We start from the raw sequence: 26,434 nt of genomic DNA on the forward strand, positions 1-26,434 counted from the left end.
CACATGACGTGCCGGGTGGCTCACGCCGCCGCACGACCGGCGAGCGTGGCCAGGAACTCCAGCGCCGCCCGCGCGGTCGCGTCGTTCTGCCGGAACGCGGGCCCGCCGGTGCGCGGCCGGGTGAACGCGCCGGGGGTGCGCCCGTCGGTGTGCGGTCCGAGTGCGAAGCGCCGTGGGTGCGGCCGCCCCTGCCGGTCCAGGAGCCGCCCGTCGGTCCGGTCCACCCGCAACAGCCCGTCCGGACTCTCGGCGGCTCCCTCGGCGTGCAGCCCGCGCAGCAGCGGATCGAGGGCCCGCCGGACGGTCGGCTCGGGCAGCCGGGCCTCGACCAGGGCCCGCGCCGCCACGACATGCCCCGGCACGGTGGGACTGGACGCCCGGAACTCGCCGCCCTCGGCCCGCACTTCCATGTCCGCTCCGACGAACCTGACCACCCCCGCGCGGGACAGCGCGAGCAGTTGCCGCAGCCGGGGGCCGGGCGGCCCGGAGGCCAGGTAGCTGAAGAACCCGTGCCACCACCCGCCGATGTCCCCGAGCCGCACCAACTGCCCGTAGACGGACAGCAGGCCGAGGAACACGGCCAGGTCGGCGCTGTGCGACGGATCGTGCCGGCGTCCCAGGCCCGCCTCGACGTACTCCCGCAGCCCTTCCTGGAACTCCTCGTGCGAGGCGAACCGCACGCCCCGCAGCGGCCGGTCGAGGCGGGCGAGGTCGAGCCGGTCGCGCGGATCGGGCACGGCGGAGGCGACGAGCGCCCGGATGTCCGCGCCGTCGCCCGCCGCGTACTTCTCCTCGAAGTCGCTCCACCGCATCGCGGTCCGCTCGGGATGCACGGTGAACAGCCGGTGGTAGTGGGCGAATCCGAGCTCCTTCTCCACCAGCGGCCACACGTCCCGCCGGAAGTCGAAGCCGTCCGGCCTGCCGAGCAGTTCGTCGATCCGGTCCGGTCCCAGGAAGCGGGGCAGCGGCGGCCGTTCGCCGGTCCAGTCGTAGCCGATCTTCGAGTGGTACGGCACTCCGCGCCGCGACCCGACGTGGAGGACCGGCTCGCGCCCGGACGGCAGGTAGGTGTCGCCCTCGTACCGCCCGCCCCGGCCCTCGGTCAGCAGGGCCATCAGGTCGACGAAGGCGAGCCCGAACCCGCGCACCAGGACGGGTTCGCCGGGCGCGAGCGCGGACAGGTCGCTGTCGGCGGTGAAGTCGGGCGGGAGGTGCACGAGGCCGTGGGTGCGGGCGTACTCGGCCAGGGCGCGCTGTTCGTCGTCGGGTTCGGCGTCGAGGTGGCCCAGGGTGAGGACGACCAGGTCGGCGAGGAGCGGGCGGGACCGGCCCTCCAGCCAGACCTGCTGGCGGCCCTCGCGCGGTCCGCTCACCCGCAGGGCGCGCCGCGGGTGGTGATGGACCGTGACACTCTCGGGAAGGGCGGCCACCGCCTGTTCGTGCACCCAGCGCAGGTACGCGCCCTGGAGCTGCCGGTCCGCGAAGGTGCGGCCGTCGATGCCGGCCCACTCGTGCAGGGTGGGGCCGGGGCGCACGGGCCCGGCCATGTCCACGGTCTCGTCGGTGAACATGGTGACGTCCTCGGCGTGCGAGTTCATCCACAGCAGCGGTGACTGCGCGGCCCGCCAGATGCGTCCGGCGCCGGGCGGATGCGGGTCCACGAGATGCAGGTCGAGGCCCGAACCGTCGTACAGCTCGGGTGCGTTGGCGGCGATCCGCTCGATCAGTCCGGTTCCCCGCGGCCCGGCTCCGACGATCACCAGTGAGCGTCTCATCGGGTGCGCTCCGCACCGCGGGCGTAGTGCTTCTCGACGTAGTGCTGGCCGACGCCGAGCACCGAGGTGACGACGGTGTACCAGACGGTCGCGACCATCAGCAGCGGGATCACCTGGTAGGTGCGGTGGTAGACGAGCTGCACGGAGTAGAGCAGGTCCTGCACGGCGATCACGCTGACGATGGAGGTGCCCTTGAGGGTGCCGATCAGCATGTTCCCGGCCGGGGGCACGATGGAGCGCATCGCCTGCGGCAGCACGATCCGCCACCAGCGCCGCCACCGGCTCAGCCCGAGCGCCTGAGCGGCCTCGACCTGGCCGCGGTCGACGGAGAGGATGCCTCCGCGTACGACCTCGGCGGCGTAGGCGGCCTCGTGCAGGGTCAGGCCGATGACGGCGACGGTGACCGGGCCGAGCAGGTCGACCGTGCGCACTCCGAGGATCTGCGGGTACAGCGCCCCGATGTTGAACCAGAGCAGCAGCTGCACCAGGATCGGAATCGACCGGAACAGCCAGACGTACCCCCAACTCACGCTTCTGAGCACGGGGTTGGCGGACAGCCGGGCCGCCGCGAGCAGTGCGCCGAGCACGAAGCCGAGCACCATGACGACGGCGGTCAGCCAGAGCGTGAGCCACAGGCTGCGCAGGACCGCGGTGGAGGTGAAGTAGTCGGCGACGACGTCCCACTGGAACGCCCGGTTGCGCAGGACGGAGTTGACGGCGAGGCCCAGCAGCACGAGCACGGCGACGGCGGCCGTCCACTGGCCGGCGCGGCGCTGCGGGACGATGCGAAGGGCGTCCGCGTGCTCCGGTACGTCCGGTGCGGCGGAGGCTTTGGCGAGGGTGTCGGAGGACATGCGAAGGCTCCGGGGCGGTGGGGGCCCCTCCCGCTCGAGCGAAGTCGAGAGTGGGGACGGTCGAACTCGGCTGGATGCCCTCACACGATGTGACCCGTACGGCCGAGCCCCTCAGCAGGGCCGTACCGGTCGACAGTACGGGTCCCTTTCCCTACGCTGTCAAGGCTGTCCACACTGTGAGCCGTACGTCTCAACTCGGTTGACGCCCATCCGGATGCCTGTTCCACTTACTCCATGCATCCACAGCAGTGGCTGGTCAAGCGCTCCCACATCGACTTCGGTCGCGTGTGGTCCTCTTCCTGTTGAGCCGACCCCCTGCGCGCCCCTGATTGCTCGGGGCGCCTTCGCGTTCTCCTTCTCCGCCTTCGCTTTTCGCCTTCACACGCGCCCTCCCCTCACCCGGCGTTTCTCGTTTCCAGGAGACCGCTTCACCGTGCGCCCCTTCACCCATGCCCGAAACAGACTGATCGTCCCCTTCGCCCTCATCACGGCGGGCACCCTGTTCCTGACCGCGTGCGGTTCCGGCACGGACGACACCGCCACCGCCGCCACCCGCTCCGACGCGATCCCCACCGCCGACGTCGTCTCCTCGGTCGGCAAGGACGAGGCCGCTGCCGCGCTGCTGCCGTCCGGCACCACCAGCCTGACCCTCGCCGTCAGCGTCTCGGGCCAGCCGCCGGGCACCTCGATCCTCGACGACGGCACGACGCTGGCCGGCCAGGACGTCGACTTCGCGAACGCGGTCGCCAAGGTCCTCGGCATCAGACTGAAGACTCAGCAGGCGAGCTTCGAGGCGATCCTGCCGGCCCTCGACAGCGGCAAGTACGACCTCGGTGTGGGCAACTTCGGCGTGACCGACGAACGCCGCAGGACCATCGACTTCGTCACCTACATCAACGACGGTCAGGGCTTCGCCACCCGTGCCGACAGCAAGCTCACCAAGGTCACCGAGCTGACCCGGCTGTGCGGTCTGAACGTGGCGACCGGGGCCGGCACGACGTTCGAGGCCACCCTGGAGGACAACAAGCACCTGTGCGGGAAGAAGCCGTACACGGTGCAGACCTACAACGAGCAGGGCGCCATCTGGTCCTCGCTCCAGCAGGGGCGCAGCGACATCGTGATGTCCACGATCAACGGCCTGCGCTATGCCGTGGCACACCAGCAGGGCGTGCGGTTCCTCAACGAATACCACCGCCTCGACGTCGGTTTCGCCTTCAAGAAGGGCACCCCCCTGGCCAAGGCGTTCCAGGCGGCGGTGAACGACCTGATCAAGGACGGCACCTACGCCAGGATCCTCGCCAAGTGGGGCACGACGGGGTCGGCGATAACGAAGTCCGAGATCTCTCCGCCGGAAGTGACACAGAAGTGACACACCCTTAGAAGGCTTTCCCCGGGCCGGTGATGGCGCGGTGCGACGATGCCGGCCACGGTGATCCACCGTGGCCGGCATCGCGTTGAGCAGCGGGTTCGCCCCGGCCGCGCCGTTCACCCGTACGCTCCGCGCCTCACCCGAACGCCGTGAAGAATCATATTTCACTCACAGTCAGCAGCCGTATGGGACGCGACCCTTGGGGTACCTGGGCTCTCGACGTATTCGCTGTGCACCAGTACCGTCACAAACCCCCCGCGCGGCGGCTATTCACTTGGCGCGCGATCCGCATCATGGATGACCATAGGGATACAGAAGCAAGAGAAACCGCTGTGAGAGGAGGCGTCCATGGGATCGGTGCGCAAGGCGAGTGCCTGGCTGGGCCTCGTTGACGACAACGATGACGAGCGTTACTACGACGACGACGGATACTCCGAAGGGACCGAGCCCGGGGATGCCTGGGTCACCGACCCCCGGGTCAAGGTGGCCTCGGACGTCGCCGAGGAGAAGGGCCGTCGCATCGGCACGGTGACCCCGGACAGCTTCCGGGACGCCCGCGCCATCGGCGAACTGTTCCGCGACGGCGTCCCCGTCATCATGAACCTCACCGCAATGGAGGCCGGTGACGCCAAGCGCGTCGTCGACTTCGCGGCCGGGCTGATCTTCGGACTGCGCGGTTCCATCGAGCGCGTGTCCACCCGGGTGTTCCTGCTGACCCCCGCCAACACGGAGATCGTGAACGGCGATCCGGCCGCGCACCGCACGGACGGCTTCTTCAACCAGAGCTGAGGCAGGGCCGCTCACCGGCCCTGCCCCCAGCAGGGTTCACCGGAAGGCATCCAGCCCGGTGAGCGCCTTGCCCAGCACGAGCTGGTGCATCTCGACGGTGCCCTCGTAGGTGAGCACCGACTCGAGGTTCGTCGCGTGCCGCATCACCGGGTATTCGAGTGAGATCCCGTTGGCGCCGAGGATCGTCCGCGCCGTACGGCAGATCTCGATGGCCTCGCGGACGTTGTTGAGCTTGCCGAAGCTGACCTGCTCGGGACGCAGGCGGCCGGCGTCCATGCGCCGCCCCAGATGGTGGGCGAGCAGAATCCCCTTGTGCAGTTCGACCGCCATGTCGGCGAGTTTGGCCTGGGTGAGCTGGAAGCCCCCGATCGGCCGCCCGAACTGCTCCCGAGTCTTCGCGTACTCGACGGCGCTCTCGAAACACGACCGCGCCGCCCCCATCGCGCCCCACACGATCCCGTACCGGGCGTGCGAGAGACAGCTCAGCGGTCCCTTGAGCCCGGCGACCTCGGGCAGCACCGCGTCGGCGGGCAGCCGTACGTCGTCCATGACCAGCTCACTGGTGACGCTGGCCCGCAGCGACCACTTGTGCTTGATCTCCGGCGCCGAGAAACCGGCCGTGCCGGTCGGCACCACGAACCCGCGGATCCCGTCGTCGGTCTGTGCCCACACCACGGCGACCCCGGCGACCGACCCGTTGGTGATCCACATCTTGCGCCCGTTCAGGACCCAGTCCGTGCCGTCCTTCTTGGCGTACGTGCGCATGGAGGCGGGGTCGGAACCGTGGTCCGGTTCGGTGAGCCCGAAGCAGCCGATGACCTCACCGGCGGCCATGCGGGGCAGCCAGGTCTGCTTCTGCTCCTCGCTGCCGAACCGGTGGATCGCGTACATGGCGAGTGAGCCCTGCACCGAGACGAGCGAGCGGATCCCGGAGTCGGCGGCCTCCAGCTCCAGACAGGCGAGCCCGTACTGCACGGCGGAGGCGCCGGCGCAGCCGTATCCGCTGAGCGACATCCCGAGGGCGCCGATCTCCCCGAGTTCCCGGGCGAGTTCCCTGATCCCCGGCAGCTCGCCCTTCTCGTACCAGTCGGCGACATGGGGCAGCACGCGGTCAGCGGCCCAGGTCCGCACGGTCGCGCGGATCGCCAGGTCCTCCGGCTCCAGGAGGTCGTCGATGCCGAGGGGGTCGGCGGGGTCGAACGGGGGCATGGCACATCCTCCGGCAGACGGGCGACTCGAAACTAGCAGCGCTAATTAAACTGCGAGGCCGACGTTACAGCGCGGCTCCCCGCACAGCCAGACACCGTCAGGCCGAGACGCGCGACTCCGCGACTTCCCTGGGCGCCGGAACCTCGAGCGCCGCAGGGGACTCACCGCACTGCATCGTGCGCGGCAGCCGCAGCGCCATCACCGCGCCCAGCAGCAACAACCCCGCGCTCACCAGCAAGGTCACGTGCAGTCCGTGCACGAAGGAGTCCCGGGCGGCCCGGCGCAGGGCGACCCCCGCGGGTCCGCCGAGACGTCCGGCCACCTCGTACGCCTCGCCCAGGGAGTGCCCGGCCGACCGGGACGCCGAGTCCGGGACACCGGGCACGCCCGAGAGGCCCGGGGTGTACGCCGCGTTCATCACGCTTCCGAGCAGGGCGATCCCGATGCCCGCCCCGAGCTGGTACGAGGTCTCGCCGATCGCCGCGGCCCCGCCCGCCTGCTCCGGCGGGGCCTCACTGAGCATCGACTCGTACGCCCCGAAGAGCGTCGTCTCCAGACCGAACCCGAGCAGGACGAACCCGGACACCAGCAGGCCGGTGTTGTCCGCGTCGCCCATCGCGGTGAGCAGCAGCACGGAAAAGGCCGTGAGGCAGAACCCGGCACTGACCATCCGGCGCGGCCCGAACCTGCGCAGCAGCCGCGCCCCGGCCAGCCCCGCCGCCATCGCGGCGATCGTCAGCGGCAGCAGCCGCAGACCGGTCTCCAGGGGGGACAGGTCGAGCACCAGTTGCAGGTACTGCGCCGCGATCAGTTCGAGGCCCACCAGCGCGAGCATCGCCAGGACGATGCAGCCGACCGAGGTGCTGAAGGCGGGGCGCGCGAACATCCGCAGGTCCACCAGCGGATGCGTGAGCCGCCGCTGTCGCCGCACGAAGAGGACGAGCAGGGCCGCGCCCACGAGCAGGGGCACCGCGGTGAACGCGTCGAGGTTCCCGCCGCCGAGCCGCTTGACGCCGAGCACGAGCGCGAACAGGCCCGCGGCGGCCGTCAGCGCGCCGACCACGTCCCACGGGCCGTCGCCGCTGCCCTTCGACTCGGGCAGCAGCAGCCGGCCCACGGGCAGGCTGACCAGCATCAACGGGATGTTGACGAGAAAGACCGAGCCCCACCAGAAGTGTTCGAGCAGGAAGCCGCCGAGCAGCGGTCCGACGGCCGCGCCGACCGCGGCGACGGCGCTCCAGATGCCGATCGCGAGCGCCCGCTCACGCCGGTCGGGGAAGACCTGGCGCAGGATCGACAGCGTCGCGGGCATGATCATCGCGCCGCCGACGCCGAGCAGCGCCCGCGCGAGGATCAGTACCTGTGCGGTGTCCGCGACGGCGGCGACACCGGAGGCGACGCCGAACAGGCCGTAGCCGAGAAGGAGGACCCGTCTGCGGCCCACGCGGTCGCCGAGCGTGCCGAAGAGGATGAGCAGCGAGGCGCAGACGAGCGGATAGACGTCGACGATCCAGAGCAGTTCTATCGCGCCGGGCTTGAGGTCCTCGGTGACGGCGGGCACCGCCACGTGCAGCACGGTCGCGTCGAGGGCGACCAGGAGCAGGCTCACGCAGAGGACGACGAGGACGACCCAGCGGTTTGCACCGGCCCCGGCCGCCCGACGGCGCAGCACATCGGCGGCCGTGGTCGTCCCGGACATGTACGTACCTCCCAGATGTTCCCTCGCGTTCGGCGGGCGCACGGGGTGGGGACTCCCCATGCTCTCGGCCGGAGAGGAGCGGTGGTCTCCGGCCCGCGCAGCGAACGGCGGGTGACACGTCAGCGTACGCGAGTTCACGCGCGGGCCCAGTGGCGGACCTCTCACACTTCGGACGGAACACGTGTGGCGTACGCCACTTTCGCCGTCTGTCGTCACGCCCCTGCGGGCGGGCCGCTCCGGTCGGCGGTCGATAATCGGACCCGTGACCGATCTTGGAACGCGCACCGAACCGGCCCTGCGCCGAGCTGCCCCGGCGCTGCTCGGCTACGCGGCCGTACGCGCCCTGGGCCTCCTCGCGCTGGCCCTGTGGAGCGCGGCGCGCGACAAGAGCGCGTACACCCTGCTGACCGCCCGCTGGGACGCCCTCTGGTACACGCGGGTCGCCGAACTCGGGTACGGCTACGAGGTGCGGCTGCCGAACGGCGACGTGCACTCCAACCTGGCCTTCTTCCCCCTCCTGCCGTGGCTGGAGCGGCTGCTGTCCGCGACCACCCCGCTGTCGTACGCCGACGCCGGCTTCCTGGTCTCCCTGTTCGCGTCCCTGGCCGCGGCCTGGGGCGTCTTCGCGGTGGCGGACCATGTGTACGGCCGTGTGGCGGGTGCCTGCGCGGTCCTGCTGTGGGCCGTCCTGCCCGTCGGGATCGTCCAGTCGATGGCGTACAGCGAGTCGCTGTTCACCGCCCTGGCGGCCTGGTCGCTGTACGCGGTGCTGACCGGCCGCTGGGTGACGGCGGGCCTGCTGGCCTGTCTGGCGGGCCTGACCCGCCCGGTCGGCCTGGCGGTGGTCGCGGCGGTGTGGGCGGCGGGCATCGCCGCCTTCCTGCGGGAGCGACGGGAGCGCGCTCCGAGCGCCCCTCGCGCCCTGGGCATGGCCCTCGCCCCCCTCGGCGCCGCCGCCTACGTCCTGTGGGTGGGTCACCGCACCGGCAGGGGCCCGCTGGGCTATCTCGACGTGCAGGCGGGATGGCGCAACGGCTTCGACGGCGGGTACGCCTTCGCCCGTTTCGTCGCCGACAAGTTCACGTCGTTCCCGGCGGCCCTGGCCGGGGCGGGGCTGATCGTCGGCGTCGGGCTGGTGGTGTGGCTGTACGTCGTCTGCGTGCGGCAGGGCCAGCCGCTGCCCCTGCTGGTGTACAGCGGGGTCGTCACGGCGCTCGCCCTGTGCGCGTCGAGCTACTTCGGCTCGAAACCGCGCCTGCTGATGCCCGCCTTCCCCCTGCTCTTCCCCCTCGCCCTGGCCCTCGCCCGTACGAGGACCCGCAGGTCGGCCGTGCTCGTGGCGCTGATCGCCGGCGGGTCCGCCCTGTACGGCGCCTTCTGGCTGAACGGCTCCGGTCCGCCATGATCGACTCCGGAGCGTCGATGAGCGCCGATGAGCGCCGGGAGAATTCCGCCCCATGCTTCGGTGAACGAATTCATAAGGGCCATAAAACCGGAACCCGGAATGATCAAAGGAATTGAAGGACGCAGCCGTCCGCCTTTGCGGAATCGCTGGAAATAAACCCCCGTCTGAGAGGAATCCCACATCACATCGTCATCACAAAGCCGCTGATTCGCCAGGGAACAGAGCTCACTCGCTGTAACGTCGATTGGGTGCGTACCGAACGAAACCCCACCCGTCTGGACCGGGTGTTCGCGAGGCTGGACCGTGAGCCGGAACGGCCGGCCCACCTCAGCGTGCCCCGGGCGAGCCGCCACCGGACCGTCCTCGTGTTCGCCGCCCTGGCCTTCTACGTGGCGATCGTCTGGCTGGTGGTGACCACCTCGTGGCTGGTCCGCCTCGACTGGCAGGTCATGTTCTTCCGGCCGTACCAGCAGTGGGCGTCCATCCACTGGTTCGTCGACTACTACGTGGTTCTGGGCCAGCGCGGCCCGACCGCGGTGATGGTCGCGGCCTGGCTGGGCTGGCGTTGCTGGCGCCAGCACACCCTGCGCCCGCTGCTGACGCTGGGCACCTCACTGCTCCTGCTGAACATCACGGTCGGCGCCGCCAAGTACGGCATGGGACGGCTCGGACCGCACTACGCGACCGTCATCGGCTCCAACGAGATGGGCCTGGGCGGCGATATATTTCCCAGCGGCCACACCGCCAACGCCGTCGTGACCTGGGGAATCCTGGCGTATCTGGCCTCCACCCCGAGAGCCCGCCGCTGGCTGTCCGCGGTCTCCGCGGTGACCTCGCTGGGCGTCGGCATGGCGACCGTCTACCTCGGTACGCACTGGCTGAGCGACGTCCTGCTGGGCTGGGTCGCGGGTCTGCTGATCCTGCTCGCGCTGCCCTGGTTCGAGCCGCTGATCGCCCGTACCGAGGACTACGCCTTCGACCTGCGCGACCGCTGGCGGGCCCGCGGCGGCGTCAAGGTCCCGGCCCCGGTCACTCCCGTCACGGCGCCCGCGCCCGCCCGCCTCAAGCCGCTCACGGCCCCGCAGAACGAGACGGCGGCCCGCGAGGCGACCGCTCCGGCGCGCGGCCCCAGGTCGCCCGTCCACCTGGCGCCGGGCCCGCACCTGTCACGCTCGGAGCGCACCCCGGTCACCCCGGCCGGCAGCCGCCGCCCGCCCCACCCGGACCGGATCGTGCGCGGTACGGCCTCCCCTGCCACCCGCCCGGTGACCGGCGGCTGAGCCACCGGCACGACAGCGGCCGGGCCGGTACGCACACCCCCCGGACAAGACGTGGGCCCCGGATCCCGACAGGGATCCGGGGCCCACGTCTTGCGCTTCAGCCCTTCCAGGCCCGCGCCACGCGGCCGTCCTTCACCTCGAAGTTCAGCCGGCCCGCGCGGTACTCCATCGTGATGATCGCCCCCGGCGGCAGCGACCGGACCGTCGACCAGCCGCGCTCGCGCGCGATCCGCTCGGCGGAGGCGGAGTCGAGGCCGACGTAGGTGTCCGGGCTGTCCTGGGGTTCGGCGGGCGGTGTCGGAATGGGTGCCATACGGCCACGCTAGGCCCTGCCGCCGACCGCGGGAAGTCCGGATCCCGCCCACCCCCTGTCACGCTTCTGTCACAGGGTTCCGCCACCCGTTTCCCTCGCGCTCCGTCACACGGATGGGCGTTTCCCTAGCCCTTCCGCGGGTATTCGAACTGAATTTCCGCGTGTCGTGCGACTTCTCCGAAAGCCGCGTGAGAAGGCTTGTCCGAGAAGTGGTCCGAGCCCCTTTGCCCACCGATTCGGGACAGGGCCGAGCAGCTGACACCGCATAAGAAATACACGGTTCCGGCACAGAACCCCCTTACGCCCCCTGTCGCCGCGCACGAGGGCGCGAGCATCATGGCGTGAGCCGAGCGAAGGGGCGAGCGATGGGGACGCAGACCGTGCAGGCGACGGCACGACCCGTGCGGGCCAGGCGGCACGGGCGGCTGGTCGTGGACTGGCTGACCACCACCGACCACAAGAAGATCGGTCACCTCTATCTGATCACGTCGTTCGCGTTCTTCCTGATCGGCGGGGTCATGGCCCTGCTGATGCGCGCGGAACTGGCCCGGCCGGGGCTGCAGATCCTGGACAACCAGCAGTTCAACCAGTTGTTCACGATGCACGGCACGATCATGCTGCTGCTGTTCGCCACCCCGAGCTTCGCGGGCTTCGCCAACGAGCTGATGCCGCTGCAGATCGGCGCCCCGGACGTGGCGTTCCCCCGGCTGAACATGCTGTCGTACTGGTTCTTCCTGTTCGGCGGCCTGATCGTGATGGGTTCGCTGCTCGTGCCGTCCGGTCCGGCCGCCTTCGGCTGGTTCGCCTACGCGCCGCTGAACAACTCCGCGCACTCCCCCGGCGTCGGCCCCGACCTGTGGATCATGGGGCTCGCGCTGGCCGGCTTCGGCACGATCCTCGGCGCGGTCAACTTCATCACCACGATCATCGGGATGCGCGCGCCCGGCATGACCATGTTCCGGATGCCGATCTTCACCTGGAACACGCTGTTCACGTCGATCCTGATCCTGCTGGCGTTCCCGGTGCTGGCGGCCGCGCTGCTGGTCCTGGAGGCCGACCGGCGCTTCGGCTCCCAGGTCTTCGAGGCGGACAACGGCGGGGCGCTGCTGTGGCAGCACCTGTTCTGGTTCTTCGGGCACCCCGAGGTCTACATCATCGCGCTGCCGTTCTTCGGGATCATCACGGAGATCCTTCCGGTCTTCAGCCGCAAGCCGCTCTTCGGCTACCTGACGCTGGTCGGCGCGACGATGGCGATCACCGGTCTGTCCGTGGTGGTGTGGGCGCACCACATGTTCGTGACCGGCGCGGTGCTGCTGCCGTTCTTCGCCTTCATGACGTTCCTGATCGCCGTGCCCACGGGCGTGAAGTTCTTCAACTGGATCGGCACCATGATGAAGGGCTCGCTGTCCTTCGAGACGCCGATGCTGTGGGCGTGCGGCTTCCTGGTGACCTTCCTGTTCGGCGGTCTGACCGGGGTGATCCTGGCCTCGCCACCACTGGACTTCCATGTGTCGGACACCTACTTCGTCGTGGCGCACTTCCACTACGTCGTGTTCGGCACGGTCGTCTTCGCGATCTTCGGCGGGCTGTACTTCTGGTGGCCGAAGTTCACCGGGAAGATGCTCGACGAACGGCTCGGCAAGATCCAGTTCTGGACGCTGTTCGTCGGCTTCCACACCACGTTCCTGGTCCAGCACTGGCTGGGCGCCGAGGGCATGCCCCGCCGGTACGCCGACTACCTGGCGGCGGACGGCTTCACGGCCCTGAACACCCTCTCGACGATCGGCGCGTTCCTGCTCGGCGCCTCGACGCTGCCGTTCCTCTACAACGTCTGGAAGACCGCCAAGTACGGCGTGCGGGTGGAGACCGACGACCCCTGGGGCTTCGGCCGCTCCCTGGAGTGGGCGACCTCCTGTCCGCCGCCGCGGCACAACTTCACGACCCTGCCCCGGATCCGCTCCGAGTCCCCGGCGTTCGACCTCCACCATCCCGAGTACGCGGCGCTGACGTCGCAGCCCGAGCCGCAGAGCGAGCAAGCGAACGAGTGAGCCGGTCGTGAGCCGTCCTGATGGCCTCGGTCAGATCGGCCGGCTCCAGCACCTCGAAGTCGAAGCCCGTCATCATCACGTGGATCACCATCACCTCCAGGCTCGACGCCCCGGTGCGCAGGATGCAGCTGTCGGGACCCTCCGCCTCCAGCACCCCGGCGCTCGGTGAGATCCGCTCGGCGGCCCGCTCCTTGGGCACCAGCAGCCGCACGACCGCGTGCGAGGCGTACGCGCGCGTGGAGACGCCTCGCGAGACGTAGGCGGCGAGGTCCTCGGCGGGCGGGGTGCGCGGCGCGAACCGGGGGCCGTGCGGCGGCTTCGGGGTGATCCGGTCGACGCGGAAGGTCCGCCAGTCGTCCCGGTCGAGGTCCCAGGCGACCAGGTACCAGCGCCGCTCGCTGCACACCAGGCGGTGCGGTTCGACGGTACGGCGGCTGGCGGTGCCGCCGTGGTCGTTGTACTCGAAGCGGAGCCGCTCGGCGTCCCGGCAGAGGTTGGCGAGCTCGGTGAGGACGCCCGGGTCGACCGCGGAGGGCTGGGGGTCGCGCAGCATCGGCACGGTGAAGGCGTTCAGGGCGCCCACCCGGCGGCGCAGCCGGCCCGGCAGGACCTGCTCCAGCTTGGCGAGGGCCCGCACCGAGGTCTCGCCGATGCCCTCGATGCCCTGCCCCGCGGCCGTGCGCAGCCCGACGGCGACCGCCACGGCCTCGTCGTCGTCCAGGAGCAGCGGGGGCAGTTCGGCGCCCGCGCCCAGCTGGTATCCGCCGCCGGTGCCGGGGCTGGCGTTGACGGGGTAGCCCAGCTCGCGCAGCCGGTCCACGTCCCGGCGCACGGTGCGCGGGGTGACGCCGAGGCGGTCGGCGAGGGCGGCGCCGGACCATTCACGGTGGGCCTGCAGGAGCGAGAGCAGGCGCAGGAGTCGTGCCGAGGTCTCCAACATGACGCCGAGTCTGCCAGCCCTTGCGGACAGCAGCTGTCCGCAAGCCTTCCTACCTTGGGCTCATGGCAGACAACAGCGCGACCGCAGAGAACCGTGAGATCCGTCCCTTCCGGATCGAGATCCCGCAGGCGCAGCTCGACGACCTGCACACCCGCCTCGACCTCGCCCGCTGGCCCGACGAACTCCCGGACGCCGGCTGGGAGTACGGCGCCTCCCTGCCGTACCTCCGCGATCTCGCCGCGTACTGGCGGGGCGCCTACGACTGGCGCAAGCACGAGGCCGCCCTGAACGAACTCCCGCAGTTCGTCACCGGGATCGACGGCGCCCAGGTGCACTTCCTGCACATCCGCTCCGCCCGGCCGGACGCCCTGCCGCTGATCCTGACGCACGGCTGGCCGGGGTCGGTCGTGGAGTTCCTCGGCGTGATCGGCTCGCTGAGCGAGGACTTCCATCTGGTGATCCCGTCCATCCCGGGCTTCGGGTTCTCCGGCCCCACCCGAGAGAAGGGCTGGAACGTCAACCGGGTGGCCCGCGCCTGGGCGGAGCTGATGCGCAGGCTCGGCTACGAGCGCTACGGCGCCCAGGGCGGCGACATGGGCGCGCTGATCTCCCCCGCGCTCGCCCGGATCGCCCCCGAGTCCGTCGTCGGCGTCCATGTGAACGCCGCCTCGGTCGGGTTCATCCCGCTCGGCCCGGTCGACGAGGAGGCCCGCGAGGGACTGACCGACCGCGAGCTCAGGAGCCTCGCGAGCATCGCCGACTTCACCACGGACGGCTTCGGCTACAACGCCCTCCAGTCGACCCGCCCGCAGACCCTCTCCTACGGCCTCACCGACTCCCCGGTCGGCCAACTGGCCTGGATCATGGAGAAGTTCCAGGCGTGGACGCACTCCTCGGCCGCACTGCCGGAGGACGCGATCGACCGGGACACCCTCCTGACGAACGTGATGCTGTACTGGCTGACCGGCACGGCCGGTTCCGCGGCCCGCATGTACTACGAGAACAGCCATGTGCCGGACTGGTTCCCGACGTCGAGCTCCGGCGTGCCGACCGCGGTGGCCAACTTCGGCGAGGACGTGGCGATCCGCCGCTGGGCCGAGCAGGCCAACACCGTCGTCCGCTGGACGGAGTTCGACCGCGGCGGCCACTTCGCGGCCCTGGAGGCACCCGAGCTGCTGGCCGGCGACGTCAGGGAGTTCTTCGGCCCCCTGCGGTGACGGGCGGGAACTCACTGCCGGTAGGGCAGTTGCGGGACGTCGAAGCAGGTGCGGTTCATGTCGCCCTGGGAGACCCAGCCGCGGCCGTCCTGCCAGCGGGCCACCGAGAGGCAGGTCCTGCGGGATCCCGGCGGGTCGGCCAGGTGCTCGAAACGGACGGGGACGAGCAGACCGTGAGCGGTGTAGTCCTGGCTGCGGTTCATGAAGGCGTCGACGCACGCGCGCGTGACGCCCTGCGGGGCACAGGACTTCGCCGCGTCCGTGAACCACATCGCGGCCGCCCAGCCCTCCAGCTGCCACTGGGAATGCGTCTTGAGACCCTTGGTGGCGTCCCTGAACTCGCGCACGGCCGCGTTGCCGACGTCCTCGAAGTTCCGGCTGGATCCGGTGGCCCACAGGGCGTTGCGGCAGCGCGGGGCGTCCCGGTAGTCGTCGGGGACGGTGGACGTCCAGTTCTGCACGTTGGTGACCTTGGCGGTGACCTCGACGCCGGCCGCGTCCATCGCCTCGCACAGTTGGGCGTTGCCATGGCTGTCGACGGCGTCGAAGACCAGGTCGGCGCCCTGCTCCTTCAGGTCGGCCGCCACGGCGCGGAAGTTGGGCAGCGCGAAGTCGACCTGCTCGGTGACGACCTGGTAGCCCTCGGCCCTCAGCCCCTGCTCGACCAGCCGGGCGTAGGCGGCGGACGCGGCCTGGTTGTAGGAGACGACGGCCGCCGTACGGGCCCCGTGCTCGCGCTTGAAGTAGCGGTAGACCTCGGTGCCGCCGTACTGCTTGCCGTCCCAGCCGGTCGTGCCGTCGCGGGGTGCGAGGCTGCCGTAGATGCCGTAGAGGTGCGGCCAGGTGTCGTAGGCGGCGCCGATGGGCTGGCCGCCGATGTCGGGCACGCGCGCGCGGGAGACACGGGAGGCGCCCGCGTAGTCGAGGGCGGTGGTGGCGACCAGGGCGACCACCTTGTCCTCGTCGATCAGCCGGTGCACGCAGGTGTTGTTGCCGACCCCGCTGCCGCCGTCGTCGCACTCGCGCACCTCGACACGGCGGCCGCCGAGCCCTCCGCGGGCGTTGAGCCGTTCGAAGTAGGCCCTGGCGCCGTCGCGGGGGCCGGTGAAGGCGCTGCCGCCGACCGGGCTGGTGGCACTGGTGACGATGCCTACGCGGATCGGGGTGCTCTCCTGGGCGGGGGTCGTCCGCTCCCGGTGCTCGAAGTCGCTCTCCGGCAGCCTGCTGCCGCACGCCGTGCCCGTCGTGAGCAGCAGGACCGCGAGGGCGGCCTCAGCAGCCCGGAAGCGCCGACGCCGTGGCATTGCCGCTCAACTGGACCAGCGCGCACAGCGTGTTGACCGACACCTTCCAGGTGCCGTCCTCCTCGACTGCCGTACCCGAGGCGTCCGGCAGGGCGGTGGCGCCGTTCAGCATCAGGGTGTACTTCACGTCGGCCGCGGTCGGCTCGGTGAACACGACCTCGGTGACCTGGGCCCGCACCTGTCCGCCGCGCTGGTCGCCGCTGAAGGCCTGGAGCACCGGACCCATCCGGTCGCCGTTCTCCAGGACGGCCTGCTTGTCCCTGGTGGCGGTCCTCGGGTCGAAGAACTTCTCCCAGTTCGCCTTGATCTCCCGCCGGGCGGCCGCCGCGTCGGCGGGTCCGCTCGGCGACGGCGCCGCGGAGGGCGTGCTCCGCGCCACGGAGGGCGTCGGCGGCGGGCTCTCGCTGCCGCCGCCGCTGTCGTCGCTGCACGCCGTGAGGGCCACGGCGAGGGCGAAGCCCAGCGCCACCAGCCCCCGGCTGCCGTTCCCCCACGTGCGGTCGCTCCCGAGAACCATCTGGCTCACCACCGGGTGTCGGTCCGGGCCACGTGCGCCCGGTGCTTTCAGGGTCAGCTTCAAGAAGGCATAGTGCAAGCGATTGGCTTACATGGACAGGCATGCGACATGTGGGAGCCAGAGATGCGGACAGCCCGACTGCGGACCGTGCACCCCGTCCTGTGGGCCGGCTGGGCCGCGCTCGCCGCGGGCGCGGTGCTGTGCGTCCTCGGCTGGTACGGCGTCTCGGGCGAGCGTTACGCCGAGCGGCAGCTGCCCTACCTCGCCTCCTGCACGGTGCCCGGCGCCGCGCTGATCGTCGCCGGGGCGGTGCTCCTCACCCACGGCCGGGGCGCGCTCGCCGCCGCGCGCGTGGAGGAGCTGTACGGCCTCCTGGTCGCCGCGGAGCCCGCCGGGGCCGAGGAGTCCGGGACGGCGGCCCACGCTCCCCTGGCGGTCAGCGGGGACCTGCTGATGGTGCCCGGCGGCACCCTGTGGCACCGCGCGGACTGCCCGCTGGTCGCCGGCAAGGCGGAGGCGATCCCCGTGGACGCCAAGCTGCTGGCGAGCGGTGAGCTGGGCCCCTGCCCGATCTGCGAGCCGGTCGAGGAGACCGACTGATGTCGTCGCTGACCTACGACCTGACCCTCGCCGGGTTGTCGGTCGGCAGCGCGGCCGCGCTCACCGGGATCGGCCTGATCGTGACGTACCGCGCGACCGGCGTGCTGAACTTCGCGCACGGGGCGATCGCCATGGTGTGCGCGTACGTCCTGCGGCAGTGCGTGGTGGAGTGGGGCTGGCCGCTGTGGGCCGGGGCGGCGGTGACCCTGCTGGTCCTGGCGCCCGCCCTGGGCGTGCTGCTGGAGCGTTTCGTCTTCCGGCCCCTGGCCGTCCTGGGCGGCGATCCGGCCCAGACCCTGGTGGCCTCCCTCGGCGTCTTCGTACTGCTGGTGGGCGGGGCCGCGCTGCTGTGGGGCCAGGGCGCCCGGGACGACGCCCCGGAACTGGTCTCGGCGGACCCGTGGGGGCAGCTGGCGGTCGTCCTGGTCCTGGCGGCCGGCGTCGGCGCGGTGATCCGCTGGACCCGCTTCGGGCGGGAGCTGCGGGCCGTCGTGGACGACCGGGGGCTGGCCGTGCTCGGCGGGATCGACGCCGACCGGGTGGCGGCGGCGGGCTGGGCCTTCGGGTCGTTCACGGCGGGCCTGACGGGCGTGCTGCTGGCCCCGTACGTCCGCCTGGACCCGTACGGGCTGCCCCTGCTCGTCATGGAGGTGGTGGCGGTCGCGGTGGCCGCGCGGATGCGCAGCCTGCCGGTGGCGGTGCTGGTGGCGCTGGCCGTCGGGGTCGCGCAGAGCCAGCTGACCCGACTGCACCCCTCGGGCCGGGCCGAGCCGCTGCTCCAGGCGGTGGGCGCGAACCTGTTCGTCGTGGCCCTGCTCCTCGCGGCCCTGGCGCTTCCCCGCATCGGCACCCGGGACGCGCTCCCGCGCACGGCCACCGCGCGCGTGCCGACCCCTCAGGGGGCGTGGATCGTCGCGGTGGTGCTGTTCCTGCTCCCGCTGGGCTTCGCGGGCTCGGACCTGCACACCTCGGTCCAGGTCCCGGCTCTGGGCGTGGTCCTGCTCTCCCTGGTGGTCGTGACGGGCAGGGGCGGCCAGCTCTCCCTCGGCCAGGCGGCCTACGCGGGCCTGGGCGCCCTGTTCACGGCTCTGCTGGCGGCGGGCCGCTTCCCCGGCCTGCCCCGCGTCCCGGAACTGGCCGCGCTGGCAACGGCGGTCGTCCTGGTGGCTCCCCTGGGCCTGCTGACGGGCTGGCCGGCGATCACCCGGCGGGGTCTCGCGCTGGCCCTCGCGACCTTCGCGGTCGGCGTCGGCGTGAGCCGCTTCGTGTTCGCCCAGCCGTACGCCGTCTCCGGCCTGTCCCTGGGCCGCCCCGAGGGCTTCGACGGCGACCGCGCCTACTACGTCCTGGAGCTGGCGCTGCTCGGGCTCGCCCTGCTGGCGACCCACGCGCTGCGCCGAGGCCGCACGGGCCGGGCCCTGGCCGCCCTGCGCGACCACGAGTCCGGGGCCTCGGCGGCGGGCGTCCGGGTCCCCGCCCTGAAGCTCCTCGCCTTCGTGGCGGGCGCGGCGCTGGCCGCCCTGGGCGGCGGCATGCTCGGCATGGGCCTGCGCGCCTTCGACCCCACGGCCTACGACCCCGTCCGCGGCCTCCTCTGGTTCGCCGCGGTGGTCGTCCTCGGCGCCGACAGCACGCTGGGCGCCCTGGGAGCGGCGGCCCTGCTGGTCGGGCTGGACGCGGGGGCACGGGGAGGGGTGGCGGCGGCCCTGATCGGGGTGCTGGCCGTGCTGGTGGGCCGCTTCCCCGGGGGGCCGTACGAGGCGGTGCGGGCGGTGACGGGACGGCTGAGGCCGAGCAGGCCGGCCGCGCTCACCCCGCTGGGGGCCGAGGTGAGACAACGCCTGCACGCACCCCTCAGACCTGTGTTCACGCCCAAGCCCGCACCCTCCGACGGCGCTCCGCCCCCACCGGGGCCACCCGCACCCGACCGTGAAAGCGGCACGGGCGGTGCGGGTGGGAACCCGAACCCGGCCGCAGGCCGGGCAGTCCTCACCGCCCACGACCTGCACGCCCGCTACGACGGCTTCACCGCCCTCGCCGGAGTCGACCTCACCGTCCCGCCCGGAACAATCACCGCGATCGTCGGCCCCAACGGAGCCGGAAAGTCCACCCTCTTCCACTGCCTCGCAGGAACCGTCCGCCCCTCCCAGGGCCAAGTCCGCTACGGCGACCGCGACATCACCCACCTCTCCCCCCACGCCCGCACCCGCCTCGGCATCGCCCGCACCTTCCAGCAACTCGCCGTCTTCCCGACCTTGACGGTGGCCGAGAACATCCAGGTGGGCGCGGAACAGGGCCGGGTCCCCGACCCGGCCGCGACGGACCGCGCACTGCGGCTGTTCGATCTGGACGGCCCCCTGCGCGACACCCGTGCCGCCGGTCTCCCCACCGGCACCCTGCGCCGAGTGGAACTCGCGCGAGCCCTCGCCGGCTCCCCGCACGTCCTCCTCCTCGACGAACCCGCGGCCGGTCTGGACAGCGCCGAGGTGACCGCCCTGGCCCGTGTCCTCAGGGCCCTCGCGGCGGACGGCACCGCCCTCCTCGTGGTCGAGCACGACCTCGACCTGGTCGCTGACCTCGCGGACGTCGTGCACGTCATGACCGCGGGCCGCGTCGTCGCCTCCGGTCCCCCGGCCCACGTGCTGGACACGCTGGACGCCCGGGAGAGCGCCGTATGACAGCGAGGACCGTCATCTCCCTGCGGCACGCGCGGGTGCGCTACGGCCCCCTGGAGGCCCTGCACGGCGTCACTCTCACCGCCGCCGGCCCCGGCCTGACCGTGCTGCTGGGGCGCAACGGCTCCGGCCGTACGACGGCGTTGCGCGCGCTGGCCGGGTCCGTGCCCCTCACCGGCGGCAGCGTGGTGTGGGACGGGGTCGACGTGACCCGCGTGCCGGCGTACGAGCGGGCCCGGCGCGGTCTGTGCCTGGTCCCCGAGCGCCGGGCGGTGTTCGGCTCCCTCACGGTCCGCGAGAACCTCGAACTCGCCGCGCCCGTCACCGACCCGGCCCTGGACGCCTACCCGCAACTGGCCCCCCTGCTCCCCCGCCGCGCCGGCACCCTCTCCGGAGGTGAGCAGCGCATGCTCGCCCTCTCCCGCGCCCTCCTGGCACGCGCGCGCGTGGTCCTCGTCGACGAACCCGTGCAGGGCATGTCCCCCGCGGTCGCGGCCCGCACGTACGAACTCCTCGCCGCGCTGGACGCGTGCGTGGTCGTGGCCGAGCAACGGCTCCCGGCCGCGCTGCACGGCCGGACGGCGATCGTGTACGAACTGCGGCGCGGTGCGGTCGTGTTCGGCGGGGAGGCGGCGGAGCTGGGGCGGCGACGGGTCTGACGTGCCCCGGGTGTGCCGAGGGGCCCCGCCCGGTCGCAGGACCGTGCGGGACCCCGTGTCCGTGACAGCGGGTGCTCAGATGTCGAGGCGTTGCCCGGGCACGATCATGTCGGGATCGGCGCCTATGACGGCCTTGTTGGCGGCGTAGAGCTGCTGCCAGGTGGTCCCGTGCCGGGTGGCGACCTCGCTCAGTGTGTCGCCCGGGCGGACGGTGTAGTCGCCGCGGGAGGCGCTGCGGTCGGTCCGGTTCTCCGAACGGGACGGTGACTTCTCCGGCTTGGCGGGGGCGGCCTCGGTCGCGGACGAGGTGTCCGCCGGGCCGGAGGCGGCCGCGGGGGCGCTGCCGTACGCCCCGGCGCGTGCCGAGCAGGTGGGCCAGGCGCCCCAGCCCTGGGCGCGCTGGACCTTGGTGGCGACCGCGATCTGCTGGGACTTGGTGGCCCGGTCGGCGGTGGGCGCGTAGGCCGTACCGCCGTACGCGCGCCAGGTGCCGGCGGAGAACTGGAGCCCTCCGTAGTAGCCGTTTCCGGTGCTGATGTGCCAGTTCCCGCCGCTCTCGCACTGGGCGATGCGGTCCCACACCCCGCCGTCCGCGGCCACCGAGTTGCCGGCCGCGGCCAGCAGCCCGAGGGGGGCGAGCAGGGCGGCCCCGGCGAGGGCCGCGGTGGTCCGGGTCCTACGAGCGCTGTCGCGCGTGGTATCGGCACATTCGGACATGTGATCCCCTCTCGAAGGACTCGGGGTCCCCCAAGGTGGAGCGCACCCTCCGGCGCACGGGCCGGGCGGTCGCGCTCCGCCCCCGTCCGCCGGAGGGTGGTGCGAGGTGCTGGCTCATGCGTCGGCGGACGTTCCCGAGCGGTGCTCGCTGCACACGGCGGAGGAATGTAGAGAGGCCGGCCGGCCGGTATCAACCAACTCCCCGTCGTTCGAGGCCAGTTCGCCGTTACCGAGGGTATCGTCGATTTCCGGCCACCCACTTCATTCCCTGATTTCCTGATTTGTCGACCAAGCACCATGGCGATCTGTGACCCAGTTCACGCAACCAACTTCCTTGCATTTCCCAGGAATTGACGGTGAGTGCCGGATTCCGCACGACCTGTGACCCTGCGCTGTCAATGGTTCGATTCCGTTCGCCGTAGAGCGTGACTCCCGCCACAGATCGCCCGTTGTCTCCTTCATGAGCCCGGGACCCGCCCGGTTCACGGGCCGGGAGCCACCCGGCCCCGCCACGCACCACTTCCCGAGGGAGCCACCCGTGCCGCGCATGCTCGACGTCAGCGACGAGGTACGCGCTGAGATCGGCGACGAAGAAGCCGACCGGCTGCTCGCCGGAGAGAACGCCCCCGGCAGCTACGACTGCACCTCCTGCCGCACCCAGGGCGACTCCGAACAGGAGCGCACCAGCACCGTCCTGTTCATCGGCGACGAGACCGCCGTCCTGGCCTTCGCCCACGCCACCTGTCTGCCCTCCCAGGTCGTGCAGGTCACCGAGGAGCAGCTCCAGGGCGCGGTGAAGTCCATCACCGGCGACACCGTCGACCTGGACCCGGACAAGGTCGTACCCGAGCAGGCCGTGCTCGGGGTGACCAGTGGACTCATCCTGATCGCCGGGGAGTTGCACCCGGCGCTGGTCGTGGAGCCGACCGGGCCGATCGCGCGCCCGGGCGCCACGGGACGCGGCGACGACTTCCTCCCGCTGCTGATCGAGCAGGGGTTCATGCCGCTGACGGCGATCGAGTCGGTGCCGCCGGTGCTGCACGGGTGGTCGGTGCTGCTGGCGGTGGGACAGCTGCACGCGGTGCTCCAGCCGTCGGCGGGCGGCGGCCAGCCGGTGGCCTGGTGGCAGGCGCACCAGCCGCTCCAGGTCACCGAGAGCTGGCGGGCCGCCGCCAACAAGCACCAGCAGGTGCTGGTGTTCGCCGCGCCGGTGGGGTCCATCGGACGGCAGCCGCGTGAGGACCTGCTGCGGGACGCACTCGACAAAGCCGCGGCGAACGGCAAGTTGGTCGCCGCCGCGATGCCTCTCGCGGGGACGTGAGCACCGGCTGAAGGATCACTCCCGACCGCATCCCCGAGGTCCCGGTGTCGTTTGCACATACGTGCACCCATACGACGCTCCACGCCGGCTCTCCGGCGGACCATCGGCCACGCCGATCTACGACGCGCTCTACTCCGAGTACGTCAAGACCTTCCGCTCGCTGCCGGGTGACCGCAGCGGCGAGGAGGAGCTGGGCTTCACCGCGTTCGGGAACACCCCGCACGCCTCGGGCTCGTTCAGCAGCTCGTACAGCGCCTACAGCGCGGGGGCGTTCAGCGCCCGCCAGCAGTCGCAGTGGCAGCGGGTGGGACACATCGGGCAGCAGCACACCGGGATGCACCACGTCCCGGCGGCGCTGCCACCCGGTCCCCGCAGGGGGATGTGAGACATGAGGAAGGGCGGCCCCCGCGGGGGCCGCCCTTCCTCATGCGTACGTCACTTCTTCTTCGCGCCGCGCTTCTCGCGCACCCGCACCGAGATGTGGATCGGAGTGCCCTCGAAGCCGAACTCCTCGCGCAGCCGGCGCTCGATGAAGCGCCGGTAGCCCGCCTCGATGAACCCGGAGGCGAAGAGCACGAACCGCGGCGGCTTGGTGCCGGCCTGCGTGCCGAAGAGGATGCGCGGCTGCTTGCCGCCCCGGATCGGGTGCGGGTGGGCGGCCACCAGCTCGCCGAGGAAGGCGTTGAGGCGGCCCGTCGGGACCCGGGTCTCCCAGCCCGCCAGAGCCGTCTCGATCGCCGGGACCAGCTTCTCCATGTGCCGGCCGGTGCGCGCGGAGACGTTGACGCGCGGCGCCCAGGCGACCTGGCCGAGCTCGGTCTCGATCTCCCGCTCCAGGTAGTAGCGGCGCTCCTCGTCGAGGGTGTCCCACTTGTTGTACGCGACGACGATCGCGCGGCCCGCGTCGACGGCCATGGTGACGATCCGCTGGTCCTGGACCGAGATGGACTCGGAGCCGTCGATCAGGATGACCGCCACCTCGGCCTTCTCGACGGCGGCGGCGGTGCGCAGCGAGGCGTAGTAGTCGGCGCCCTGCTGGAGGTGGACCCGCTTGCGGATACCGGCGGTGTCGACGAACTTCCAGGTGACACCGCCGAGTTCGATCAGCTCGTCGACGGGGTCACGGGTGGTGCCGGCCATCTCGTTGACGACGACCCGCTCCTCGCCCGCCACCTTGTTCAGCAGCGAGGACTTGCCGACGTTCGGGCGGCCGATCAGGGCGATCCGGCGGGGACCGCCGATCCCGGCGCCGCCGAAGGTCTGCTCGGGCGCCTCCGGCAGGGCCTCCAGGACGGCGTCCAGCATGTCGCCGGTGCCCCGGCCGTGCAGCGCGGAGACGGGGTGCGGCTCGCCGAGCCCGAGGGACCAGAGATAGGAGGCGTCGGCCTCCCCGCTGGGTCCGTCGACCTTGTTGGCGCACAGCACCACGGGCTTGCCGGCCTTGCGCAGCAGCCGTACGACCGCCTCGTCGGTGTCGGTGGCACCCACCTTGGCGTCCACGACGAACACGACGGCGTCGGCGGCCTCGATCGCGTACTCGGCCTGCGCGGCCACGGAGGCGTCGATGCCGAGGACGTCCTGCTCCCAGCCGCCGGTGTCGACGACCTTGAAGCGGCGCCCGGCCCACTCGGCCTCGTAGGTGACCCGGTCGCGGGTGACGCCGGGCTTGTCCTCCACGACGGCCTCGCGGCGCCCGATGATGCGGTTCACCAGCGTCGACTTGCCGACGTTCGGACGCCCCACGACGGCGAGCACCGGCAGCGGACCGTGTCCGGCCGCCTCGATGGCGCCCTCGACGTCCTCGACGTCGAAGCCCTCTTCCGCGGCGAGCTCCATGAACTCCGCGTACTCGGCGTCGCCAAGCGCCCCGTGGTCGTGCTCCTCGCCCGAGCCCTCGGAGTGGATGTGGTCGTTCATGAAGTCCGTACCTCGTTCATCGTGGTGATCGGTGGACCCCCGGCTGTTCGGCCGGCTGATCCACTACTCAGTGTCGCCTAGCGCCCGGTGAGGCGCCTGGCGTTTTCCAGGTGACTGCTCAGCTGCTTCTGAATGCGCTCGGTCGCCTCGTCGAGCGCCTTGCGCGTGCGCCGGCCGCTGCCGTCGCCCGCCTCGAAGGGGTCACCGAAGACGACGTCGACCCGGCTGCGCAGCGGAGGCAGCCCCCTTATCAACCGTCCCGGCCTGTCGGAGCTTCCCAGCACCGCGACCGGCACGACCGGCGCCCCGCTGCGCACCGCGAAGTACGCGAGCCCGGCGCGCAGCGAGGCGAAGTCGCCCTCGCCCCGGGTGCCCTCCGGGAAGATCCCGAGGACCCCGCCGGCCTTGAGGACGTCGAGGGCCTGCGTGATCGCCCCGCGGTCGGCGACCGAGCGGTCCACCTTGACCTGCCCGATGGCGGTCAGGAAGGGGTCCAGCGGCCCGACGAACGCCTCCTTCTTGATCAGGAAGTGCGTCGGCCGGGGCGAGACACCCATGACCATGGGGCCGTCGATGTTGTGGGAGTGGTTGACGGCGAGGATCGCGGGCCCGGTCGGGGGCATCCGCCAGGCGCCGAGCACGCGCGGCTTCCACAGCCCGTACATCAGCCCGACGCCGATGCGCCGGCCGACGTCGGCGCCCTTCTCTGAAGGAACGGTCACTTCCCGGCCCGCTTCTCCTCGACGAGGGTGACGACGCACTCGATGACCTGCGCGAGGGTGAGCTCGGTGGTGTCCACCTCGACCGCGTCGTCCGCCTTGGCGAGCGGCGAGGTCTTCCGGCTGGAGTCGGCCGCGTCCCGCTTGATCAGCGCCTCCCGGGTGGCCTGGACGTCGGCGCTCTTGAGCTCCCCGCTGCGGCGGGCGGCGCGGGCCTCCGGCGAGGCGGTGAGGAAGATCTTGAGGTCGGCGTCGGGCAGCACGGTCGTGCCGATGTCCCGGCCCTCGACGACGATGCCCTTCTCGGCGGAGGTCGCGATCGACCGCTGGAGCTCGGTGATCCGGGCCCGCACCTCGGGCACCGCGCTCACGGCGCTGACCTTGGACGTGACCTCCTGGCCCCGGATGGGACCGGCCACGTCGGTGCCGTCGACCGTGATCGTCGGGTTCTCGGGGTCGGTGCCGGAGACGATCTCCGCCTTCCCGGCCACGGCGGCGATCGCGGTCGGGTCGTCGATGTCGATCCCGTTGGTCACCATCCACCAGGTGATCGCCCGGTACTGGGCCCCGGTGTCCAGGTAGCTCAGTCCCAGCTGCGCGGCGACGACCTTCGAGGTGCTCGACTTGCCCGTGCCGGAGGGGCCGTCAATGGCGACAATCACGGGCTGGGCGCCGTTTTCCACGGGGGGACACCTTTCGGGTGCGGTCTGGCGAGTGGTGGTGGGGGCGCGACTGTGCCCCGCACAAGGTTACTGGGTGCGCGTCACTCGTCCGGACGCGTGGCCGACCCACGCCGACGGGGGCGGCGTCCGGGGGCGCCGGGGTCCTACGGGGGCCCGGCGAGGACGTCCACGGACGCCGGGGCCGTACGGGGGGGCGGCGAGGGAGTCCGGAGCGGCAGGACCGCCCCGGGCGGAGACGGAGTCCCGGGACACCGGCGCCGGTCGGCGGGGCACTTCCGCCAGGAGGAGAGGACGGAGGCCGGGACACCGGCACCGGGCGGCGGCAAGCTCGTCCGGGGGCGAAGGACGGCTCTGGACGCCCGCACCGTACGGCGGCGGGAGCCCAGCGGTCGCGAGGCCGTGCGAGGCAACACACCGCCCGCCC

At 71.8% G+C, this 26,434-nt stretch carries 23 protein-coding genes; 11 read left to right on the forward strand and 12 right to left on the reverse strand.

Features of this window, described 5'->3' with window-relative positions; all coding sequences use genetic code 11:
• Positions 1-20: 20 nt before the first annotated feature.
• The gene (locus M2163_RS14340; RefSeq protein ID WP_280894133.1) at positions 21-1,775 is read right to left on the reverse strand and encodes an FAD/NAD(P)-binding protein; all 1,755 of its coding nucleotides are present in this window, start codon (positions 1,773-1,775) and stop codon (positions 21-23) included.
• Positions 1,772-2,629, reverse strand: coding sequence for an amino acid ABC transporter permease (locus M2163_RS14345; RefSeq protein WP_280894134.1), 858 nt, complete (start codon positions 2,627-2,629; stop codon positions 1,772-1,774). Before M2163_RS14345 ends, M2163_RS14340 begins: the two co-directional genes overlap by 4 nt.
• Before the next feature lie 433 nt (positions 2,630-3,062).
• Between M2163_RS14345 and M2163_RS14350 the strand changes: the two genes are divergently transcribed.
• Together M2163_RS14350 and M2163_RS14355 are read left to right on the forward strand one after the other, a co-directional pair.
• Positions 3,063-3,998 carry an ABC transporter substrate-binding protein gene (locus M2163_RS14350; RefSeq protein ID WP_280894135.1) on the forward strand — a complete coding sequence of 312 codons (936 nt, stop codon included), beginning with the start codon at positions 3,063-3,065 and terminating at the stop codon, positions 3,996-3,998.
• A gap of 348 nt (positions 3,999-4,346) precedes the next feature.
• Positions 4,347-4,787 (forward strand): cell division protein SepF, encoded by a 441-nt coding sequence (locus M2163_RS14355; protein ID WP_037715589.1) that lies wholly within the window; start codon positions 4,347-4,349, stop codon positions 4,785-4,787.
• Positions 4,788-4,823: 36 nt separating this feature from the next.
• Here M2163_RS14355 and M2163_RS14360 read toward each other — a convergent pair whose 3' ends face one another.
• Both M2163_RS14360 and M2163_RS14365 read right to left on the reverse strand, forming a co-directional pair.
• Entirely contained in the window at positions 4,824-5,996 is a 1,173-nt protein-coding gene (locus M2163_RS14360) for an acyl-CoA dehydrogenase family protein (protein ID WP_280852398.1), read from the reverse strand.
• A 97-nt stretch (positions 5,997-6,093) separates the two neighbouring features.
• Positions 6,094-7,695: an MFS transporter gene (locus tag M2163_RS14365; protein ID WP_280852397.1), complete on the reverse strand. Its 1,602-nt coding sequence runs from the start codon at positions 7,693-7,695 to the stop codon at positions 6,094-6,096.
• A 262-nt stretch (positions 7,696-7,957) separates the two neighbouring features.
• On the opposite strand from M2163_RS14365, the gene M2163_RS14370 reads away from it, so the two are divergent.
• Positions 7,958-9,100: a mannosyltransferase family protein gene (locus M2163_RS14370; protein ID WP_280894136.1), complete on the forward strand. Its 1,143-nt coding sequence runs from the start codon at positions 7,958-7,960 to the stop codon at positions 9,098-9,100.
• A gap of 248 nt (positions 9,101-9,348) precedes the next feature.
• On the forward strand, positions 9,349-10,380 hold the full coding sequence (locus M2163_RS14375; protein ID WP_280852395.1) for a phosphatase PAP2 family protein: 1,032 nt from the start codon (positions 9,349-9,351) through the stop codon (positions 10,378-10,380).
• Between the two features lie 97 nt (positions 10,381-10,477).
• On the opposite strand, the gene M2163_RS14380 is transcribed toward M2163_RS14375, so the two are convergent.
• Positions 10,478-10,693, reverse strand: coding sequence for an I78 family peptidase inhibitor (locus M2163_RS14380; protein WP_057614479.1), 216 nt, complete (start codon positions 10,691-10,693; stop codon positions 10,478-10,480).
• A 365-nt stretch (positions 10,694-11,058) separates the two neighbouring features.
• Here M2163_RS14380 and ctaD point away from each other — a divergent pair, with 365 nt between their 5' ends.
• On the forward strand, positions 11,059-12,741 hold the full coding sequence (gene ctaD, locus M2163_RS14385) for a cytochrome c oxidase subunit I (RefSeq protein WP_280852394.1): 1,683 nt from the start codon (positions 11,059-11,061) through the stop codon (positions 12,739-12,741).
• Here ctaD and M2163_RS14390 read toward each other — a convergent pair.
• Positions 12,629-13,681: a YafY family protein gene (locus M2163_RS14390; protein WP_280894137.1), complete on the reverse strand. Its 1,053-nt coding sequence runs from the start codon at positions 13,679-13,681 to the stop codon at positions 12,629-12,631. The genes ctaD and M2163_RS14390 overlap by 113 nt on opposite strands.
• A gap of 62 nt (positions 13,682-13,743) precedes the next feature.
• Here M2163_RS14390 and M2163_RS14395 point away from each other — a divergent pair, with 62 nt between their 5' ends.
• The gene (locus M2163_RS14395; protein WP_280894138.1) at positions 13,744-14,898 is read left to right on the forward strand and encodes an epoxide hydrolase family protein; all 1,155 of its coding nucleotides are present in this window, start codon (positions 13,744-13,746) and stop codon (positions 14,896-14,898) included.
• A gap of 11 nt (positions 14,899-14,909) precedes the next feature.
• On the opposite strand, the gene M2163_RS14400 is transcribed toward M2163_RS14395, so the two are convergent.
• A complete protein-coding gene (locus tag M2163_RS14400; protein WP_280852391.1) occupies positions 14,910-16,202 on the reverse strand; it encodes an ABC transporter substrate-binding protein in 1,293 nt (430 codons plus the stop codon).
• Positions 16,171-16,731: a hypothetical protein gene (locus M2163_RS14405; protein ID WP_280897255.1), complete on the reverse strand. Its 561-nt coding sequence runs from the start codon at positions 16,729-16,731 to the stop codon at positions 16,171-16,173. The genes M2163_RS14400 and M2163_RS14405 overlap by 32 nt, the downstream gene beginning before the upstream one ends.
• Before the next feature lie 111 nt (positions 16,732-16,842).
• On the opposite strand from M2163_RS14405, the gene M2163_RS14410 reads away from it, so the two are divergent.
• From M2163_RS14410 to M2163_RS14420, 3 genes are read left to right on the forward strand one after another with little or no spacing between them, the layout of a single operon-like run.
• Entirely contained in the window at positions 16,843-17,319 is a 477-nt protein-coding gene (locus M2163_RS14410; RefSeq protein ID WP_280852390.1) for a hypothetical protein, read from the forward strand.
• Positions 17,319-19,997 (forward strand): ATP-binding cassette domain-containing protein, encoded by a 2,679-nt coding sequence (locus M2163_RS14415; RefSeq protein WP_280894139.1) that lies wholly within the window; start codon positions 17,319-17,321, stop codon positions 19,995-19,997. The genes M2163_RS14410 and M2163_RS14415 overlap by 1 nt, the downstream gene beginning before the upstream one ends.
• The gene (locus M2163_RS14420; RefSeq protein ID WP_280894140.1) at positions 19,994-20,653 is read left to right on the forward strand and encodes an ATP-binding cassette domain-containing protein; all 660 of its coding nucleotides are present in this window, start codon (positions 19,994-19,996) and stop codon (positions 20,651-20,653) included. Before M2163_RS14415 ends, M2163_RS14420 begins: the two co-directional genes overlap by 4 nt.
• Positions 20,654-20,728: 75 nt before the next feature.
• Here the strand turns inward: M2163_RS14420 and M2163_RS14425 are convergent, their stop codons facing one another.
• Positions 20,729-21,370: a transglycosylase family protein gene (locus tag M2163_RS14425; protein WP_280894141.1), complete on the reverse strand. Its 642-nt coding sequence runs from the start codon at positions 21,368-21,370 to the stop codon at positions 20,729-20,731.
• Positions 21,371-21,908: 538 nt separating this feature from the next.
• On the opposite strand from M2163_RS14425, the gene M2163_RS14430 reads away from it, so the two are divergent.
• Complete coding sequence (locus tag M2163_RS14430) at positions 21,909-22,691, forward strand: hypothetical protein (protein ID WP_280852386.1); 783 nt, start codon at positions 21,909-21,911, stop codon at positions 22,689-22,691.
• A 61-nt stretch (positions 22,692-22,752) separates the two neighbouring features.
• On the forward strand, positions 22,753-23,076 hold the full coding sequence (locus M2163_RS14435) for a hypothetical protein (RefSeq protein WP_280852385.1): 324 nt from the start codon (positions 22,753-22,755) through the stop codon (positions 23,074-23,076).
• A gap of 50 nt (positions 23,077-23,126) precedes the next feature.
• Here the strand turns inward: M2163_RS14435 and der are convergent, their stop codons facing one another.
• From der to cmk, 3 genes are all read right to left on the reverse strand, one after another.
• Positions 23,127-24,608, reverse strand: coding sequence for a ribosome biogenesis GTPase Der (der, locus tag M2163_RS14440; protein ID WP_280852384.1), 1,482 nt, complete (start codon positions 24,606-24,608; stop codon positions 23,127-23,129).
• A gap of 77 nt (positions 24,609-24,685) precedes the next feature.
• The gene (locus tag M2163_RS14445; RefSeq protein ID WP_280897256.1) at positions 24,686-25,273 is read right to left on the reverse strand and encodes a lysophospholipid acyltransferase family protein; all 588 of its coding nucleotides are present in this window, start codon (positions 25,271-25,273) and stop codon (positions 24,686-24,688) included.
• A 53-nt stretch (positions 25,274-25,326) separates the two neighbouring features.
• A complete protein-coding gene (cmk, locus tag M2163_RS14450; protein ID WP_280894142.1) occupies positions 25,327-26,010 on the reverse strand; it encodes a (d)CMP kinase in 684 nt (227 codons plus the stop codon).
• Positions 26,011-26,434: the final 424 nt, after the last annotated feature.

Origin of the sequence: Streptomyces sp. SAI-135, from assembly GCF_029893805.1 — a bacterium.
GTDB lineage: Bacteria > Actinomycetota > Actinomycetes > Streptomycetales > Streptomycetaceae > Streptomyces.

Bases quoted from the DNA above. Each gene is read 5' to 3' on its own strand.
- M2163_RS14390 (WP_280894137.1), bottom strand. From the start codon at position 13,681: ATGTTGGAGACCTCGGCACGACTCCTGCGCCTGCTCTCGCTCCTGCAG.
- M2163_RS14340 (WP_280894133.1), bottom strand. From the start codon at position 1,775: ATGAGACGCTCACTGGTGATCGTCGGAGCCGGGCCGCGGGGAACCGGA.
- M2163_RS14410 (WP_280852390.1), top strand. From the start codon at position 16,843: ATGCGGACAGCCCGACTGCGGACCGTGCACCCCGTCCTGTGGGCCGGC.
- M2163_RS14415 (WP_280894139.1), top strand. From the start codon at position 17,319: ATGTCGTCGCTGACCTACGACCTGACCCTCGCCGGGTTGTCGGTCGGC.
- M2163_RS14420 (WP_280894140.1), top strand. From the start codon at position 19,994: ATGACAGCGAGGACCGTCATCTCCCTGCGGCACGCGCGGGTGCGCTAC.
- M2163_RS14400 (WP_280852391.1), bottom strand. From the start codon at position 16,202: ATGCCACGGCGTCGGCGCTTCCGGGCTGCTGAGGCCGCCCTCGCGGTC.
- M2163_RS14360 (WP_280852398.1), bottom strand. From the start codon at position 5,996: ATGCCCCCGTTCGACCCCGCCGACCCCCTCGGCATCGACGACCTCCTG.
- ctaD (WP_280852394.1), top strand. From the start codon at position 11,059: ATGGGGACGCAGACCGTGCAGGCGACGGCACGACCCGTGCGGGCCAGG.
- M2163_RS14445 (WP_280897256.1), bottom strand. From the start codon at position 25,273: ATGTACGGGCTGTGGAAGCCGCGCGTGCTCGGCGCCTGGCGGATGCCC.
- M2163_RS14355 (WP_037715589.1), top strand. From the start codon at position 4,347: ATGGGATCGGTGCGCAAGGCGAGTGCCTGGCTGGGCCTCGTTGACGAC.
- M2163_RS14345 (WP_280894134.1), bottom strand. From the start codon at position 2,629: ATGTCCTCCGACACCCTCGCCAAAGCCTCCGCCGCACCGGACGTACCG.
- M2163_RS14365 (WP_280852397.1), bottom strand. From the start codon at position 7,695: ATGTCCGGGACGACCACGGCCGCCGATGTGCTGCGCCGTCGGGCGGCC.
- M2163_RS14425 (WP_280894141.1), bottom strand. From the start codon at position 21,370: ATGTCCGAATGTGCCGATACCACGCGCGACAGCGCTCGTAGGACCCGG.
- M2163_RS14380 (WP_057614479.1), bottom strand. From the start codon at position 10,693: ATGGCACCCATTCCGACACCGCCCGCCGAACCCCAGGACAGCCCGGAC.
- der (WP_280852384.1), bottom strand. From the start codon at position 24,608: ATGAACGACCACATCCACTCCGAGGGCTCGGGCGAGGAGCACGACCAC.
- M2163_RS14395 (WP_280894138.1), top strand. From the start codon at position 13,744: ATGGCAGACAACAGCGCGACCGCAGAGAACCGTGAGATCCGTCCCTTC.